Annotated in this window: 15 protein-coding genes and 2 pseudogenes; 9 read left to right on the top strand and 8 right to left on the bottom strand. The window is 57.1% G+C overall.

The features are described from left to right. On the bottom strand, window positions 1–1,319 hold a 1,319-nt coding region (locus HCU66_RS25765), incomplete at its 3' end, for an amino acid permease (RefSeq protein ID WP_241015689.1). 527 nt (window positions 1,320–1,846) lie between these two features. Here HCU66_RS25765 and HCU66_RS25760 point away from each other — a divergent pair. Further along, window positions 1,847–2,521: a DUF3313 domain-containing protein gene (locus tag HCU66_RS25760; RefSeq protein WP_205891203.1), complete on the top strand. Its 675-nt coding sequence runs from the start codon at window positions 1,847–1,849 to the stop codon at window positions 2,519–2,521. Window positions 2,522–2,656: 135 nt separating this feature from the next. Here HCU66_RS25760 and HCU66_RS25755 read toward each other — a convergent pair whose 3' ends face one another. The 5 genes from HCU66_RS25755 to HCU66_RS25735 all read right to left on the bottom strand — a co-directional run bounded on the left by HCU66_RS25755 (window position 2,657) and on the right by HCU66_RS25735 (window position 8,548). Beyond that, on the bottom strand, window positions 2,657–3,565 hold the full coding sequence (locus HCU66_RS25755; protein ID WP_205891202.1) for a DUF2950 domain-containing protein: 909 nt from the start codon (window positions 3,563–3,565) through the stop codon (window positions 2,657–2,659). A 26-nt stretch (window positions 3,566–3,591) separates the two neighbouring features. Further along, the gene (locus HCU66_RS25750; RefSeq protein ID WP_205891201.1) at window positions 3,592–5,043 is read right to left on the bottom strand and encodes a DUF3300 domain-containing protein; all 1,452 of its coding nucleotides are present in this window, start codon (window positions 5,041–5,043) and stop codon (window positions 3,592–3,594) included. A gap of 211 nt (window positions 5,044–5,254) precedes the next feature. After that, window positions 5,255–6,160, bottom strand: a complete 906-nt coding sequence (locus HCU66_RS25745; protein ID WP_205891200.1) for an amino acid ABC transporter substrate-binding protein — start codon at window positions 6,158–6,160, stop codon at window positions 5,255–5,257. A gap of 48 nt (window positions 6,161–6,208) precedes the next feature. After that, window positions 6,209–7,552, bottom strand: a complete 1,344-nt coding sequence (gene potE / locus HCU66_RS25740; protein ID WP_205891199.1) for a putrescine-ornithine antiporter — start codon at window positions 7,550–7,552, stop codon at window positions 6,209–6,211. A gap of 303 nt (window positions 7,553–7,855) precedes the next feature. Then, complete coding sequence (locus HCU66_RS25735; RefSeq protein WP_205891198.1) at window positions 7,856–8,548, bottom strand: MarC family NAAT transporter; 693 nt, start codon at window positions 8,546–8,548, stop codon at window positions 7,856–7,858. A 288-nt stretch (window positions 8,549–8,836) separates the two neighbouring features. On the opposite strand from HCU66_RS25735, the pseudogene HCU66_RS25730 reads away from it, so the two are divergent. The 8 genes and pseudogenes from HCU66_RS25730 to HCU66_RS25695 form a co-directional block, all read left to right on the top strand. Continuing rightward, a pseudogene (locus HCU66_RS25730) lies at window positions 8,837–9,070 on the top strand (transporter); the annotation flags it as partial. Between the two features lie 356 nt (window positions 9,071–9,426). Further along, window positions 9,427–10,104 (top strand): thermostable hemolysin, encoded by a 678-nt coding sequence (locus tag HCU66_RS25725; RefSeq protein WP_205891197.1) that lies wholly within the window; start codon window positions 9,427–9,429, stop codon window positions 10,102–10,104. Next, window positions 10,094–11,463 (top strand): annotated as a pseudogene (locus HCU66_RS25720) (AMP-binding protein). Before HCU66_RS25725 ends, HCU66_RS25720 begins: the two are co-directional and overlap by 11 nt. Beyond that, a complete protein-coding gene (locus tag HCU66_RS25715; protein ID WP_205891196.1) occupies window positions 11,460–12,152 on the top strand; it encodes an iron-containing redox enzyme family protein in 693 nt (230 codons plus the stop codon). The pseudogene HCU66_RS25720 and the gene HCU66_RS25715 overlap by 4 nt, the downstream one beginning before the upstream one ends. After that, window positions 12,139–12,948, top strand: a complete 810-nt coding sequence (locus HCU66_RS25710; protein WP_205891195.1) for an SDR family oxidoreductase — start codon at window positions 12,139–12,141, stop codon at window positions 12,946–12,948. The genes HCU66_RS25715 and HCU66_RS25710 overlap by 14 nt, the downstream gene beginning before the upstream one ends. Next, window positions 12,945–13,589, top strand: a complete 645-nt coding sequence (locus HCU66_RS25705; protein ID WP_205891194.1) for a tetratricopeptide repeat protein — start codon at window positions 12,945–12,947, stop codon at window positions 13,587–13,589. The genes HCU66_RS25710 and HCU66_RS25705 overlap by 4 nt, the downstream gene beginning before the upstream one ends. An 11-nt stretch (window positions 13,590–13,600) precedes the next feature. Next, the gene (locus tag HCU66_RS25700) at window positions 13,601–14,260 is read left to right on the top strand and encodes a response regulator (RefSeq protein WP_205891193.1); all 660 of its coding nucleotides are present in this window, start codon (window positions 13,601–13,603) and stop codon (window positions 14,258–14,260) included. Further along, window positions 14,260–15,627, top strand: coding sequence for a sensor histidine kinase (locus tag HCU66_RS25695; protein WP_205891192.1), 1,368 nt, complete (start codon window positions 14,260–14,262; stop codon window positions 15,625–15,627). The genes HCU66_RS25700 and HCU66_RS25695 overlap by 1 nt, the downstream gene beginning before the upstream one ends. 32 nt (window positions 15,628–15,659) lie before the next feature. Here HCU66_RS25695 and HCU66_RS25690 read toward each other — a convergent pair whose 3' ends face one another. Further along, the gene (locus HCU66_RS25690) at window positions 15,660–16,103 is read right to left on the bottom strand and encodes a DUF6691 family protein (protein ID WP_205891191.1); all 444 of its coding nucleotides are present in this window, start codon (window positions 16,101–16,103) and stop codon (window positions 15,660–15,662) included. Between the two features lie 2 nt (window positions 16,104–16,105). After that, a complete protein-coding gene (locus HCU66_RS25685) occupies window positions 16,106–16,540 on the bottom strand; it encodes a YeeE/YedE family protein (RefSeq protein ID WP_205891190.1) in 435 nt (144 codons plus the stop codon). Window positions 16,541–17,005 lie beyond the last annotated feature (465 nt).

Genomic DNA, 17,005 nt, shown 5'->3' with positions numbered 1-17,005 from the left:
GGCACCAGGATCATCGAGGTGGCGAGGTAGATCAGCGACAGGTAAGTGCTGGCGGAAAACAGCGTGATGATCAGAAACAGCTGCACCATCGCGTTGGTCAGCCACAGCGCGTTGGCCGGTACGAGGTTGGCGTTTTCACGGCGCAAAAACGCCGGCATGGTGTGGTCCTTGGCGGCGGCGAACATGATCTCCGCGCACAGCAACACCCATGACAGCAACGCCCCGAGCAAGGAAATGATCAGGCCGACACTGATCAGCACCGCGCCCCAGTGACCGACCACATGCTCCAGCACCGCGGCCATGGACGGGTTCTGCAGTTTGGCGAGTTCCGGTTGGGTCATGATGCCCAGGGACAGCACGTTCACCAGCACCAGGAACAGCAGCACGGTGATGAACCCGATGACCGTGGCTTTACCCACGTCGCTGCGTTTTTCCGCGCGGGCCGAAAAGATGCTCGCGCCTTCGATGCCGATGAACACCCACACGGTGACCAGCATCATCTTGCGCACCTGGTTCATCACACTGCCCAGGTCCGGGTTTTTCAGGCCCCAGATGTNGATGCCGATGAACACCCACACGGTGACCAGCATCATCTTGCGCACCTGGTTCATCACACTGCCCAGGTCCGGGTTTTTCAGGCCCCAGATGTCGGCGGTGAAGATCTCCAGCTTGAACGCGAACAAGGCGATCAACACGAACAGCAGCAGCGGTACGACCTTGGCGACGGTGGTCACCAGGTTGATGAATGCCGCTTCCTTGATGCCTCNGTCGGCGGTGAAGATCTCCAGCTTGAACGCGAAGAGGGCGATCAATACGAACAGCAGCAGCGGCACGACCTTGGCCACGGTGGTCACCAGGTTGATGAATGCCGCTTCCTTGATGCCTCGTAAAACCAGAAAGTGCACCGCCCAGAGCAGCAGCGAGGCGCCGATCACCGCGGCAACCGTGTTGCCTTCGCCGAAGATCGGAAAGAAATAACCGAGGGTGCTGAACAACAGGACGAAGTAACCCACGTTGCCCAGCCAGGCACTGATCCAGTATCCCCAGGCAGACGAGAAACCCATGTAGTCGCCGAACCCGGCCTTGGCGTAGGCGTAGACACCGCCATCCAGATCAGGCTTGCGATTGGCCAGGGTCTGGAACACGAAGGCGAGGGTCAACATGCCCACTGCGGTGATTGCCCAACCAATAAGAACAGCACCGACGTCAGCACTGGCGGCCATGTTCTGGGGCAAGGAGAAGATCCCGCCACCAATCATTGAACCGACTACTAACGCCACGAGTGCGCCGAGTTTCAGTTTTCCGGAGGATTCAGACATTGCATGACTCCAATGCAGGGAAGAACGAAAGATCAATTTCGTTAGCTATGCAATAACTAATCTTGTTCAAGTCATACCTCTATTCCTTGGTAATGGAGTCGTTATAAACAGTTCACACACATTAATGCGGGCAGTAATAATTCCAAAAAACCTACAAAAAATAGGTGCATAGCTTGACGCTAGTATGTTTTTGCGGTTTAGCAAATCTAATCACTCAATTAGCAAGTCAGACTAATCGATTGGAAAATATAGATGAAATAGCTATTACTCCGACCCTCGGTAGTGCGACTGGCTATATGTTCGGCTCTTAGGCCATTAGTTGCTTCGGATACACAGTTTTCTGGCAAGTCGTGCCGCATTGTGGCCGCAGCCGCCTATGCTCTGAACAAGGTTGCCGACTCGTCAGGCGCGCAAACTTGTGGTCAGTTCGACAATGCCTGGATTGGAGCCGTGACCGGAAACATGACCTGGCGTTTCTAATACCCTGCTACCGAAAAAACGACTTAATCCATGGAGCACACACCATTATGAACTTGTCCCGAAAACTGTTTATGGGCGCTGCATTGGCCAGCCTGCTGCTCGGCGGTTGCACCTCGAAAGTCACCGAGCGTGAGCAGTATTCCGGCTTCCTGTCCAACTACAACAACTTGCAGCAGGTCACCACCACCAGCGGCGAGACAGCCATGCGCTGGGTGAGCCCGTCCTGGAATCCAGATGCCTATAACACCGTGGCCTTCAACAAGCTGGAGCTCTACCCGGCGCCACAGCCCAACGAGCGGGTTGACCGGCAAACCCTGGACGAGTTGCAGAACTACATGACCAGCAAGGCCAAAGGCGTTCTGGACCGAAAGTATCGGGTTGTATCGAGCGCAAAATCAGCGCCGGCCGGTTCAAAAACCTTGATCATGCGCGCAGCGATCACTGGGGTGAATGCCGAAAACGAAGGCATGAAGTGGTATGAAGTGGTTCCGGTCGCCGCCGTCGTGGGGGGTGTGTCCGCTGCCAGTGGCCATCGCGATCAGGAAACCACACTGTTCATCGAGGCCGAGTTTATCGATGCCAGCAACAACCAGACCGTGGCCAAAGTGGTGCGCAAAGTCTTTGGCAGTACGCTGTCAAACGCCAGCCAGAAGATCACCACCAAGGACTTCAAAGTGGCGATCGACAAACTGACCAACGATTTGCAAGCGTTCATCAAGTAACTAAAAACAATGCTTCAGCAGCTTTTTTGAAAGGGTGCTGGGGAAAAGGCTACGAAGATGACCCTGTGTTTCGCTGCCGTAACTAATAACCTCATGCAGAAGAAACGCTTCTGCATGAGGGGCAACTACGTCATCTCAACGCACAGATAAATCTTGCTGCTCTTGATCTACGGTAACCACCTTCCAGCTGTCATCCGGATCAAAGCGCTTCATCGACTGCGCCAATTTGTCACCACCCGGTCCCAAGTCTTTTTCGAACACCTGTCCTTCATGACTGATCATGAAACTCATCACCCCGGTGTCATTGTATTTCGCCGGCCAGGCGATCAGTGCAAAGCCTCGGCTCATCTTGTCACCGATGAGGTAGCTGTAGGCGCCACCAGGTGCTGAAGGACCTTGACCTTCGAGGATGCGGAAGTGGTAACCATGCCAGTCTTCGCCAGCAATGGCTTTGCCGAACGCGGGACCCAGCGGGCTAATCTGGCCGCTATCGTCGTCCGCCCAATAGAGCCCGTTGTGCTTGCCGGTGGTACTGAAGATTTTCTGCGCATACTCGAGTGCGCCGTCACCGTCACGATCCACTGACGCATAGTCCATCTGGGCGTCATGATAGGTCAGCACCGATTGCAACGCGGCGAGTTCGTTGCGGCCAATTCGACGTGCACGGACCTCAGCGCTACCGGCCTTGATGTCGAAGCGCCAACCGTTCGGGCCTTTTATCATGGGTATAGGCAGTGTCCAGCGGTCACTGCCCACCGCCAGGATCGCCTTGCGGTCGCTGATTTTTTCAATGTGGTGTTGCTCGTGGTATTGCTTCAAAAACGCATCCACATCACTGCGCTGCACGCCTTCGCGCGGGATGAAACTGCGCCATTCATTACCCAGCAGCGCTGTCAGGCGTGCCTGTTCGGCGTGTTCCGTACCCAGTGCTTCGACGAACGCTTGAGCAGCCTTTTCCGGGGTTGGAAATGCCTGCTGTGCCGTAGCCATGCACGACCACGCCAAGCCGGCGGCGATCGCCAGGGCATGAGGGAGCAAGCCCATGAGTGCCTTCACCCGAGGATTGTTTTTCAACGACGGCCCCCCCTTTGACGTGCCGGTGGATTGGACGGCCGGCTGATCTGATGGCCAGCTGATCGCGAGGCACTGGGGCGCTGGACGGATGCTTGGCTGGCCCGCCCTCGATTGGCTTGTGCGTTGGCTTGGGACGGTGAGCGCACACCGGCGAATGCATTGTCGCGGGCACTGCCCGTACTGGCGGACGGCCGTTTTTGCGTAGCTTGACGCGCCTGCAAGTTGTCCTGTGCGCGGGCGGTCTGATTCCTGGTTTGCTGACTCTCCCGAGTATTTCTGGCAGAGCCCTGACTCCTGTCAGACGACTTCGGTCTGTCTGCACCTGCTTGCATCCGATTGCTGGCCGAGGTTCCGGATTGCGCTTTGCGCGCTGAATCACGGGCTTCGCGGTTGCTGGTGGCAGGTCGTTCGATACCGTGCTTTTCCATTGAGCCACGGGCTTTTTCACGAGCCTGGGCTCGCTGAGCAGTGTCCCCTCGATAGGCCTCACGCTGATTGGCACCGCTCAGTTGTCGGCCGTACTGTTCGCGGCTCTTACTGTCGCGATAGGGCACACCATCGCGATGCACGGCGTTGTGCTGCCACTTGTTCTGATTACGGGTGATCTGGTTGTTGCGATTGATGTTGTTGTAGCGTTCGACATCGATGTCGATGTCGTTATTGCCCCAGTCACAGTCACCCCACAACGAGCCGATGATCGCCACACCGGTACCAAACGCCAGCCCGGCCAGCAATGCCGAACCGGGGTAATAGGCTGGCGGCGGTGGATAGTACACGGGAGGCGAGGCCGGGTAGGGCCAGGTGCCGTAGGTTGTTGTCGGGTTATAACTGGGTACGTAAACCACCTGCGGATCGGCGGGCTGGATGATGATAGTGGAGGTGCTGCCGGCAGGGGCAGGGGTAGCGGCCGGTGCAGCAGCCTGAACCGTCACGTTCTGGTACTGGTTGCTCTGCAGGTTGCCGGCGGCTTGCGCCTGATGACGCAAGCGTTGCACGCCCCCCATGACATCGTCGGGCTGCGCCAGGAAGGCATCACCCAGGCGTTGTACCCAGACGGGATCCTGTCCCAGCGTTGCCAGGACCTGGGGGAAGGCGACCAGCGCCTGCACGCTCGGATCCCAGGGCTGGCTCGCCACTTGTTTGACCGCATCATCGCCCTTGGCGTCCGGGTGCGCTTTGGACCAGGTGACCGCCTCGGCGACTTCCCCGGGGTACGTGGTAGCCATCAGTACCTGTGCCAGCAGTGGGTCGGGGTAAAGCGCAATGGGCGCCAGCATTTGATCCAGCTGTTCCTGGGTAAACACGGCATCTTTGGCCGCCGCGGTGACGGGCGGGGTGTCGGCCACGTTTGCTGTCCCGGTTGCGGTCGCATCCAATGGCTGCGCCAGGCAGGAAAATCCACTCAACAACAGTGCAGCTGACACCGCGTAAAATAATGGAATGTGCATTGCACCCCCCATGTGATCAGGCAGGCTTGAAATGAATGGATCAACGCCAGGGAGATGAAAGCCGACTTTGCAAGCCACAGACCTCAGCTTCGATGCCGTTCCCTAAGGGTAGCAAACATATAGTTTTTGCCATTGATTCACTGCAGCGTATGTCCAAATGATCAGCCGACGTTTCTCCTTCGAAGGCAGTGGAGAAGGGCAGGCCTTATATCTAAGGTATCGCATAGACCTTGAACAGCTTCTTGGCCGTGTCGCTGATACCTCCCAGGTAATGGTTGTATGCCTGCTCAATCTCGCCCGATCGGTACATTTCACTCAGCGTGGTGTCGACCAGCAAACGGAAATTTTCATCGTCTCGATCCACCGCCATTGCAGTCGGTGCGTACTCAAAAATACGCTCCAGTAGAACCAGATTCGCTGTGGAGTCATCTGTGCCGAGGAGGTTCATGAGCATCATGCGTTCAGCGAAGAAGACATCGGCTTTGCCTTCGGCAACCAGCTTAAGGCCTGCGTCAGTGTTCTCGACCGTGACCAGAGTGGCCACCACACCGAGTAGTCGCATTTGCTGGCGGATCCATGCCTCGGTGACTCCGCCAGCGGTAGCGGCAAAGGTCTGGTTGACCAGCCCACGGTTGATGGTGGCTCGCCAAGTCGGTCCGGTATGGGCTACTTTTCCGTTAAGTACATTGAGCAACGCTTCTGGTGCATCCTGGCGCACCACCGCCGACAGGCCGGCCGTGTAGATCGGCACCGAGTAGCTCACCGTCTTGCGCCGCTCCAGTGTGGGCGGTGTCGGTGTACAAAGAATGTCGACCATTCCCGAGCTGACGGCACTCATCTCGTCGGTGGCTGTGACGGGCTGGTAGCGTATTTGCAGCCCGGGCAAACCCAACTCGATCTTGACCTTGTCGGCGATTTTCAGACAAAGAGCGATGGCATAACCGCTGGCTTTATCGCCCGCCTGGACACTAAAGGGGGCGTAGTCTGGCAGGTAGCCGAGGGTGAAGGTGTTACTCGCCCGCACGCGTTCAAGGGTATTGGCATCGGCCAGTACCGGCACCAGCGTGAGCAGGCAGACGAGCAACAGGTTGTTGGCTTCAGGCAGTTTTACGTTCATATCCTCGTTCCCCGAATTCAGATGTCTGCGCAGTCCTGAAGACAACGGCTAAGGATTGCCGGCGCTGGTCGGCCGAGCGGTTGAAGGCTCATCGATAAAGCGCTTGGCGAGGGAGCCATAGAGCAGGTAGCCGAATGCAAGGACGAGGGCGCCGCCGAACACGGCGTCTCTGCCGCAGGCATACAGGGCATACAAGGAATACGCCACGGCAATCAGCAACAACATTGTGTTGCGGGTGTATACGCCTGCACTGACTTTGGCTTTGTACATCATGACCAGCAAGCCGGTGGCCGCCGTCACGTATGGGATCAGGTTGGTCACTGCCGCCAGGCTGACGAGCTTTGCGAACTGGGCGCTGGCATTGGGGGAAATGGTCGACAGCGCCATCAAGGTCTGCAACACACCGCAGACAAGCATGCCGACAATGGGGGCATTCAGCGCGCTGACCTTGCTGAACAGTTTTGGGAACATTCCCTGGTCAGCCGTCATCTTGGCTGTTTGCGCCAGGGTGAACTGCCAGCCCAGCAGCGAGCCGACACAGGCCATCACCGCCAGCGCCATGATGATGTTGCCGACTATAGGGTTGAACATGTGCGCATAGACGAGCGCGAAAGGCGCCGAAGAATTGGCCAGTTCGGCGTTGGGTATGATGCCTTGAATAACCGTAGTCGACAGCACATAGACCACTGCCGCACCCAGCGTGCCGAGCAGGCAAGCCAGCGGCACGGTGTGCTTGGGATTTTCTACCGCATCGGAGGCTTGCGCCGCCGACTCCATGCCGAGGAAGGCCCACAGGGTCAGGGGAATCGCCTTGCTGATGGCTTCGGAGATTGGCAGGTTGTTCGGGTTCCAGGCGGCAATCAGCACATCGGGCTTGAACCAGAACCAACCGATGATGCTCAAGCCGGCCACCGGGATGATCACACCCCACACGGTAATCGCCCCGATCTTGCCAGTGATGCCGGGGCCGCCAAAGTTAGCCACGGTGGTCAACCAGAGCAAACCGACTGTTCCTGTGAACAGCGCAATGGCGCCACTTCCCAACCAGGGCACGAACGATGTCATGTACCCCACGGCGGAGATGGCAACCGCCACGTTGGCGATGGCCAGCGAAAGAAAGTACAGGTACGAGCAGAGGAAGAACCCTGATTTGGCGTGCGCCTCTTCGGTGTAGGCGGACAGCCCGCCTGAGCGCGGACAGAAGATGCCGCACTGGGAAAAGCAGTAGGCGATGGCCATGGAGCCTATGGCAGTGACGACCCATGACAGCAATGAAACGGCGCCGAGTTGGGCCATGCTCGTGGGCAACATGATGATGCCCGATCCCATCATGTTCACCGTTACCAGAGTGGTAAGCCCCATGAGGCTCATTTTCTTGCTTGAATCGGCCATCGGGAACTCCTTGATCTGCTCAACGCATTGACCTTGAATCCGGCGCTTGATGACTTGTCGTCGGGCAAGGGTGACGCATGGCACCTGCTTTTGAGGGCAGTCAATAGGCGGGCTACTTCAAAAAGCCCTGATTCAAATAACTGGCAATATTGGGTATAGACACATCTTGGCCAATCGGCATTTTTTCTTCACTGCCGCGAAAAGCCATGTGTATCAGGCCTGAGAAAGGTGCTTTACCGCGTAAGGTACATCGTGCTGATCGAGAGGCGGACGCTAGGAAATCGTCCCTAATCTTCAATCGCATCAAAGGGGGGAACGAGCCGACGGAGAGCGGGGGAGTTGAGTGTTATTGTTGATGATGGTTTGTATGATTTCTACCGAGCCGTTGATGGCGAACTGCACCCCCATGCAAACGAGTAAAAAACCCATTAAGCGTGAGATGGCATCAATTCCTGACTCTCCAGTTGCTTTCATAATCAAGTCTGAAGCGCGTAAACAACACCAAAGAATTAGAGAGGTTGAAAGGAAAATCAATGGGGGTGCTATTAGCAATACCCAGGACGGAAAAGTCGTGTTGTGTTTAATGGTGGCAGAAGCACTAATGATCATTGCAATCGTACCTGGGCCAGCAGTGCTGGGCATGGCTAATGGGATGAACGCAAAACTGGTTCGTTCTGCCTCGCTATCGCAAGAGGAGGATGGCTGGCGGGATTGAGGGAATAACATCCTTGAACCGATTATGATTAGAATTCCCCCGCCCGCAATCCGCAATCCCGGTATCGATATACTAAAAACACCCATGACAAACTCACCTATATAGTAGGTGAGTGTCATGATGATAAATACGTAACCTGCTGTCAGGAGTGCCTGTTTGTTTTTTTGCTCTCGACTAAGTCCCTGAGAAAGGGCTAGAAAAAGCGCCACTGTCGTAGGGGGGTTGATCAATGGCAGCAATGCCAATACCCCAAGTAGGATCGCGTCAAATAAATTAGCCACGACTAGACCTCCTTCAAATGGCTGACAGTTCCACGTAACGGCGTGGTTGCGGAGTTGAGTTCGTGCCAGTATTGCTTTTGCATATGCTGATCATCAGCCTTCGAAGTAGAACCAGAACATTAAAGCATTTTAGACGCGATTTGGATCTTGACCACTTAATACTACGATCATATGGAAGTTGAGGAGAGTATTTTCTTTGCGATGGCAGATAAGTGACTTTCAGACATCCAGTGGCAGGAAATAAAGCGTCAGTGGTTTTAATCGGAACGCTCACCGTCGTATCTGTTCGGAAATGGCTGGGTCGTCGGTGTAGGCGGGTACGTCTACCGCCAAACGACCGACGATCTGCAAGACGGTAAACGTATTGAGGACAATAAGGGGCGAGCGTTCGTCATTGGCCCCTCGATCAAGTACAGCAGTCCTTCTGGCTGGTTCGTTACCGCGAAGTGGCACAAGGATAGTGATGCCCGAAATCGCCCGGAGGGCGAGGCATACTGGATCAAGCTCACGTTTCCGCTTTAGTACCCTGCCAAGTGCCTGTATTGGGGAGCGGCGTTGATTTGGATTGCCCACTGGAATGTGGGCATCCTGGCCACCCATTGGTGCGATGTTGTGGGTTCAGGATGGTGTCGCGATGCGCACCTAATCGGGCTCCAGGGAATACCACTGGCTACCAGTGACAAACCGATGCCACTCCCCCGTGTGAGTGTTCCAGCCACTGGGTGAAACCGATCGAAAATGGCTTCACGCTCTGACTCTGGAACACCCGGCCCGTCGTCGGCCCCTTCAAGGTAGACGTTGTTGTTTTGTCACCTTCAGACTCCGTTAAGAATCGCCTTGGATACTCCGGCCTATTACCCACGGGAGGAGTTCTTTCAATGCCGGGATTCGAATGGAACATCCATTTGCCGCTGCATTTCGGCAATGCCGAAACACCCGCCATGAGCCTGTTGAGGGCGTTGCGCGATGATGAGTTGCGACCAGTATTCGAAGCCTTTATTGAGCAGCGTTTTCGTCAGGCCCACGGCGCCGAGATCCGTTATTTCATGCCCGAGCTGTTCGGGCTCAATAATGCGGCGGGTGTGCTCAACGCGGTGGTTGGTATCCGGCTGGCCAGCGACGGGCCGATGTTTCTCGAACACTATCTGGACGATCCGATCGAGCGGCTCATTTGTGCGGCCAATGATCGCCCGGTTGACCGTGCGGGCATCGTCGAAGTCGGCAATCTTGCCGCCATCGATACTGGCAGCGCCCGCCTGAGCATCATCGCCATGACCTATCTGCTGGCGATGGGTGGGCTGGAGTGGGTGGCATTCACCGGCAGCATCGGCCTGGTCAACAGCTTTCATCGTTTGGGGTTGCGGCCTGTGACGCTATGCGCCGCCGATCCGCAGCGACTGGGGGAGGAGCGGCATGCATGGGGCAGCTATTACGAGAGTCAACCGTTCGTGCATGTCGGTAACATCCGCGCCGGCTTCATTCATTTGCGTAATATGGGGATGTTCAACCGTCTCGGTTTACCATCGTCGATCGAGCAAACCAGCCATGTCGCCTGAGGTGCAGCGTTTTCAACGGGCATTGCGCACGTATGCCGAGCAAAAGACCAACACCCTGGCCATATGGGGCGATGAGTTGCAGGTGGACTACTCCACGTTGTACGCCGAGGTGGTCTATCGGCAACAGCGTCTGCGCGATGAACGGGTTGGCGTTGTCGCGCTGATGCTGGAGAACGGGGCGGACGCCATGCTCTGGGATCTAGCGATACTTTTCGAAGGGTTGACCTGCCTGACATTACCCGCCTTCTTCAGTCCCGCACAGCGCAGGCACTGCCTGGAGCAAAGCCAGGCGCAGTTGGTCATCGCTGAGGCTGATATGGCCTGCGAACTGCAAAGCACTGGTTATGTAAAGACCGGCGAATTCTGGCACCGATCTTTTACCGGTTCCAGGCGCATACCCGAGGGCACGGCAAAACTCACCTTTACCTCTGGCACTACCGGCACCCCGAAAGGTGTGTGCCTGAGTGCCGACAGCCTGCTGACGGTCGCTCGCGAGCTGGATCAAGCCAGCCGACTCAATGACCCACGCCATCATCTGGCGCTACTGCCAATGGCGATCCTGCTGGAAAATCTCGGTTGTTATGCTGCGCTGTATGCCGGCGCCATCCTGAGTCTGCCGAGCCAGCGAACACTGGGGATTGAAGGCGCCAGTGGGGTGGACGCCTCGAAACTGCTCGCCTGCCTGGCCCTGCGCAAAACCCGAAAGCCTGATCCTGGTACCGCAATTGCTTCGGTCTGCCGGTATACGAGGGTTATGGCTTGTCCGAATGCGCCTCAGTGGTGTGTCTCAACCGTCCCGGCGCCCATCGCCCCGGCAGTGTCGGCAAACCCTTGCCCCACGTTAAGGTTCGGCTGGCCGAAGACGGCGAGGTACTGATCAGTGGCTCGCCCATGCTCGGTTATCTGGGTGAGCCCCCCGAGCCCGGTGACGGGTGGCACAGCGGTGATCTGGGGCAGTTCGACGCCGAGGGTTTTCTGTATCTCAATGGCTGCAAGAAGCACCAGTTCGTCACCAGTTTTGGCCGCAACGTGAATCCCGAGTGGGTCGAGGCTGAATTGACCCAGCGCAGCCACATTGCCCAGGCGTTCGTTTATGGCGAAGCGCTGCCGAGTAACCGTGCCCTGGTGTGGCCGCATAAACCGGACTGCAGCGACGCTGAACTCGCTGCCGCTATTGCTCAGGCCAACCAGGCGCTGCCTGACTATGCCCAAGTCCGTCACTGGACCCGTCTGGAGCAACCGTTTACGCCCGCCAATGGCTTGCTCACCGCCAACGGCCGACCGCGCCGCGAAGCCATTGTCGAACGCTATCGGCAATGGCTCACCTCATCCGACCATTGCGAGGAATCCACATCATGAGTTTTTTTGACCGATTGCAAGAAGCCACCCAGCAAGAGCGTCATACGCTGTTCAACCTGCCCGTCATCCGCGACGCCCTTGCCGGGCAAGTCAGTCTGGAAAGTTATCGTGCCTTTTTGACCCAGGCCTACTACCACGTCAGGCACACTGTCCCGCTGATGATGGCCTGCGGTGCGCGTCTGCCACCTCATCTCGAATGGCTGCGTGGCGCCGTCTGCGAATACATCGAAGAAGAGTACGGTCATGAACAATGGGTGCTCGATGACATCGTGGCCTGTGGTGGAAACAGGGAGGCCGTCATTGAAGGGCGACCCGGGCTGCCGATCGAGTTGATGGTCTGCTTTCTTTACGACTTGATTGCCCGGGATAACCCGGTGGGACTGTTCGGCATGGTCAATGTGCTGGAAGGCACCAGCATCGCGCTGGCCACCCATGCCGCCGACAGCATCCGCGAGCGTCTGGCGCTACCTCATACCGCCTTCAGCTATCTCAGTTCCCACGGATCGTTGGATGTGGAACACATGCAGACGTATCGCCGACTGATGAATCGGCTGGAAGATCCGGCCGACCAGGCGGCAGTCATTCATGCCTCCCGAGTCATCTACAAGCTTTATACCGACATGTTCCGCGAGCTACCCGGCCTTGCACCGAGCGCCGAAACCGGGGAGGCCGTGCATGCGCCTCTCTGAAGCACGGGTGGTATTGACCGGGGCCAGCGGCGGGATTGGCTTGGCCATCACCGGGGCATTGTGTGCCAGTGGTGCCCATGTGCTCGCGATCTCGCGACATAAAGAATCCCTGGATCCCTTGCTGGCCCGTTATCCCGACCAGCTCTGCTGGATCGCCGCGGACCTGACCTGCATCACCGATCGGCGAAAGGTTCTGGCGGCAGCCGAAGCCACTGGCGGCGTCAACATGCTGATCAACGCCGCCGGTATCAATCACTTCGCCATGCTCGAGCAACTCGACGATGCTGAAGTTGCGTCGATGCTGGCCCTGAACATCAGCGCGCCGATTTGCCTCACCCGCACGTTGTTGCCGCTGCTCAAGAAGGCTGAAGCCGCCATGGTGGTGAATGTCGGATCGATCTACGGCTCCATCGGCTATCCGGGTTACGCCAGCTATTGCGCGAGCAAGTTTGCGCTGCGCGGCTTCTCCGAGGCATTGCGTCGAGAGCTGGCAGACACTCGGGTCGGGGTTCTTTATGTTGCCCCTCGGGCCACCCGTACTTCGATGAACAGCCCGGCGGCCCAGGCGCTGAACGACGCATTGAAGGCCAGTGTCGATGACCCGCAAAACGTCGCATCGGCGGTGATTCATGCCATCGCCGGGGATCGCCGTGATCTTTATCTGGGTTGGCCCGAGCGCTTTTTCGTGCGATTGAACAGCCTGCTACCCAACTTGGTGGACCGCGGTTTGCGCAAGCATCTGCCGTTGATTCGCCGCCTTAGCCACCAGCAAGAAAGCGAGAAGCCAAAACCATGAACAAGATGATTTTCTGCGTCATGCTCGGCGCGCTAAGCGGCTCTGTATGGGCTTTGGACGGTGCCGATCAACAGCGTCTGGCCAGCATCCAGCAAAGCTGGGCGCACATCCAGTACGAGTTACCAGCCGAGCAGCGCACGGCAGCCTTTGAAAAACTCGCAGGGGAAGCGACAGCCTTTACTCAGGAGCGCCAGACGGTCGCCGAAGCCTGGATCTGGTCCGGTATCGTTACCAGCAGTTGGGCGGGGGCGCAGGGCGGATTGGGGGCGCTGGGCAAGGCCAAGGCCGCCCGTGTCGATTTCGAAAAAGCCTTGACTCTGAACCCGGCTGCCCTGCAAGGCTCGGCTTATACCAGCCTGGCGGCGCTGTATGATCGAGTACCCGGTTGGCCCATCGGGTTTGGTGACGCGGACAAAGCCGAGCAACTCCTGAAACAAGCCTTGGCACTCAATCCCGATGGCATCGACAGTCTGTACTTCTGGGGTGACCACCTCTATCGTCAAGGCCGTTACAGCGAAGCCAGGGGGGCCTTGCTCAAAGCCTTGAAAGCGCCCGCCAGAGCAGGACGGGAAGTGGCCGATAGCGGTCGCCGCCAAGAGATTCAGGCACTGCTGGTCAATGTCGACAAAAAACTGAACTGACAGGAGTCTTTGTGCGCTTATTGTTGATCGAAGATGACTTGGCCTTGGGCGAAGGGATTCATCAGGCCTTGAGCAGAGAGGGCTACACCGTCGACTGGTTGAAAGACGGTAGCAGTGCCTTGCATTCGCTGCTCAGCGAAACCTTTGACCTGGCCCTGCTCGACCTCGGCCTGCCACGCATGGACGGTCTTGACGTGTTGCATCGCTTGCGCAAGAGCGGCTCTAACCTGCCAGTGCTGATTCTCACCGCACGCGATGCCACCGAAGACCGTATCGCCGGCCTGGATGCCGGTGCCGATGATTACCTGGTCAAACCCTTCGACCTGGCTGAACTGAAAGCCCGGCTCCGGGCGCTTTTACGCCGTAGTGCCGGGCGGGCACGGGTACTGATCGAGCATGCCGGTATCAGTCTGGACCCCAGAACCCAGCAAGTGACCTATCACAACGAAGCCGTGCCCCTGACCCCCAAGGAGTACCAGCTACTCTACGAACTGTTGTCTCCACCGGGGCGGGTAATGACTCGCGAGCGGTTGATGCAACTGCTTTATGGGTGGAACGAAGAAGCGGAAAGCAACACGCTGGAGGTGCACATTCATCATCTGCGCAAGAAATTTTCCACTGATTTGATCCGCACCATTCGTGGCGTCGGTTATCTGGTGGAAGAACGCTGATGAGCTCCATCAGACGCCGGACTCTGACGCTGATCCTCGGTCTGCTGTTCGTCGGCCTGTTGATCATGAGTGTCGTCAACCTGCATGACAGTAACCATGAAATCGATGAAGTCTATGATGCCCAGTTGGCCCAGAACGCGCGTTTGCTGCAAGGCATCCTGCGCATGCCGATGGCCAGCAAGGAGCACGCCGAGCGTTACCAGGCCTTCAATCAGGCGCTGAGCCTGGCAACCCCCAAAGTCGACGGCCATCCCTATGAAAGCAAGATCGCCTTCCAGGTTTGGAACTTGCAAGATGTGTTGCTGGTTCACACCGCCAGTGCACCGTCCTTTACGTCTCCGCCGAGCAAGTCTGGTTTCAGCGATGTGGTTGACCTGAAGAACCATAAATGGCGGGCGTTTGTGCTGGATGACACCCAATACGGTCTGAAGATATGGGTCGGTGAGCGCGACGATGTGCGAGCCGATCTGGTTGATCGTATTGTTCGCCATACCCTTGTGCCCAATTTGATCGGCAGCCTGATTCTCGCAGCGGTGATCTGGCTGGCGATTGGCTGGGGGCTCAACCCCCTGGCGAATATGGCCGCAACCCTGCGCGCGCGGCATTCAGGTTCCCTTGAACCCTTGCAATTGATGCCGTTGCCCACCGAGCTTGAGCCCATGCAGGCAGCCCTCAACCGGATGTTGGCGCAAATCCAGGAAGTGCTGGCGCGCGAGCGACGCTTCATCGCCGACGCAGCCCATGAAATGCGAACACCGCTGGCAGTGCTCAGGGTTCATGCACAGAATTTGCTCGAGGCAGGGACCGAGGAAGAACGCCGGGATTCGCTGGAATATCTGATTGTCGGCGTGGACCGCGCCAGTCGGCTGGTCAACCAATTACTGACCATGGCCAGGCTTGAACCGCAGGCCGATGCTCCTCCTCTGCAAAGCATCGACCTGGCGGCCACCGTACGCGAAAGCCTGGTTCAACTGACGCCCTGGTTGTTGAGCAAGGGGCTTGAGCTTTCGTTCGATATCAGCGACGGGGCTTACCAGGTTAAGGCCGATGCAGCGGCCATCAACATTGCATTGAATAATCTGGTGACCAACGCGGCAAATTTCTCTCCGGAACACGGGGTTATCACTGTATGCCTGGAAAACGGCGAGGGGCATTTTGAGCTGTCTGTCGAGGATCAGGGACCCGGCATCGACGAAGCCGAGCATGATCGGCTCTTCGAACGTTTCTACAGCCGTGGAAATGACCAGGGGGCAGGGCTGGGCCTCACCATCGTGCAAACCATCGCCGCCCGTCTGGGCGGAAGAATCAGGCTGGAGAATCGACCTTCAGGGGGGCTGCGTGCGACGCTGGAGATCAGTCATTCATAACGTCGACTGTTTCAAAAGCAGCTGCTGGATCCTTATGAGATTGCATCACCCAGGCTTGGCTTCCCGGTAAAGCGCTCAAGCACTTCGAAGAGGATCATCCCCATCAGCATGGCTCCCAAAAACACGCCAGCCTGCCAGAATCCGGCCCCCAGCCCAACGATTGCAGGGCCCGGGCAGATGCCGGCGATACCCCACCCGATGCCGAATGTCAGGCTTCCCGCGATCAAGCGACGGTCGAGTACCCGCTTCTGAGGCAGTTGCATTGCTTCACCCAGCAAAGAGTACTTCTTCCGTTTTGCCCAACCGAATGGCAAGGCAGCTACGGCAATGGCGCCGACCATCACCAGTGCCAGTGATGGGTCCCAAGTTCCGGTCAAATCGAGAAACCCCAATACTTTGGTGGGATTTGCCATACCCGCGAGCAATAAGCCCAGTCCGAACATCAATCCTGCGAGCAACGCAATCAGCGCACGCATGGTCAGCCCTCCAATAGATGACGAACGACGAAAACGGTTACGAATCCCGCAGTCATGAAGCTCAGCGTTGCCACCATGGAGCGCAATGACAATCTGGACAGACCGCATACACCATGTCCACTGGTGCAACCTGATCCGTAACGAGTACCGAGCCCTACCAGCAGCCCTGCCAACAGCAGGCTGAGCCAGCCATTCTGAAACTCGATGACGGGGAGGGGAGTGAACAGTAGCCAGATCAGTGGGGCAATAAACAACCCGAGTAGAAAAGCAGCCTTTTCCGAACGACCTTCATGATCTCGACTGAGTAAGCTACCCAGTAAACCGCTGATCCCAGCCACTCTCCCATTGAGTACAACAAAGAGCCCGGCAGCCAAGCCAATCAAAGCGCCTCCAGCCAATGACTTCCAAGGGGTGAAATTGATCCAGTCAATGATCATAGAATGCTCTTGCGCGGGATAGTGGGTGCCGATCATGGAATAACGGCAAGGGACATTGAGCCAACCCAATCGTGCTGCCAATAGGGTCCATCTGTTTGATCTGTATCAATGACGGGGGAGACCGCTGATGGTGTCCGACGTGTGGTCACGTCAATGGGCGCCCAAGGCCCGGATTCTTGACCATGATCAACCTTTGGACTGTTATCCAGGCGCAGTCTGTATTGATTCATGAAACGTAGTGCGCTGCTTTTATTTGGGGGGCAGAAGAAATCGCCATACACAGTAGGACATGTGCAATCTGTTGGCAGGGAGGCTGTATTCCCATCCCCCGAATGGGGGCGAACAGAGGACTTGTGATGATCATTGAAATACATAAGCAGCATTCAAGGAATCGTTGGTCGGTGCATATGGACGCTTGGGAGGCGGGTTTCAATAGCCTTGGTGAAGCCGAGTCATTCGTCAGGC

It is taken from the genome of Pseudomonas frederiksbergensis, from assembly GCF_017114915.1.
Taxonomy (GTDB): Bacteria; Pseudomonadota; Gammaproteobacteria; order Pseudomonadales; family Pseudomonadaceae; genus Aquipseudomonas; species Aquipseudomonas frederiksbergensis_I.
Note: the sequence above shows the minus strand (reverse complement) of the source record. Positions and strands in the feature narration are given on the sequence as shown.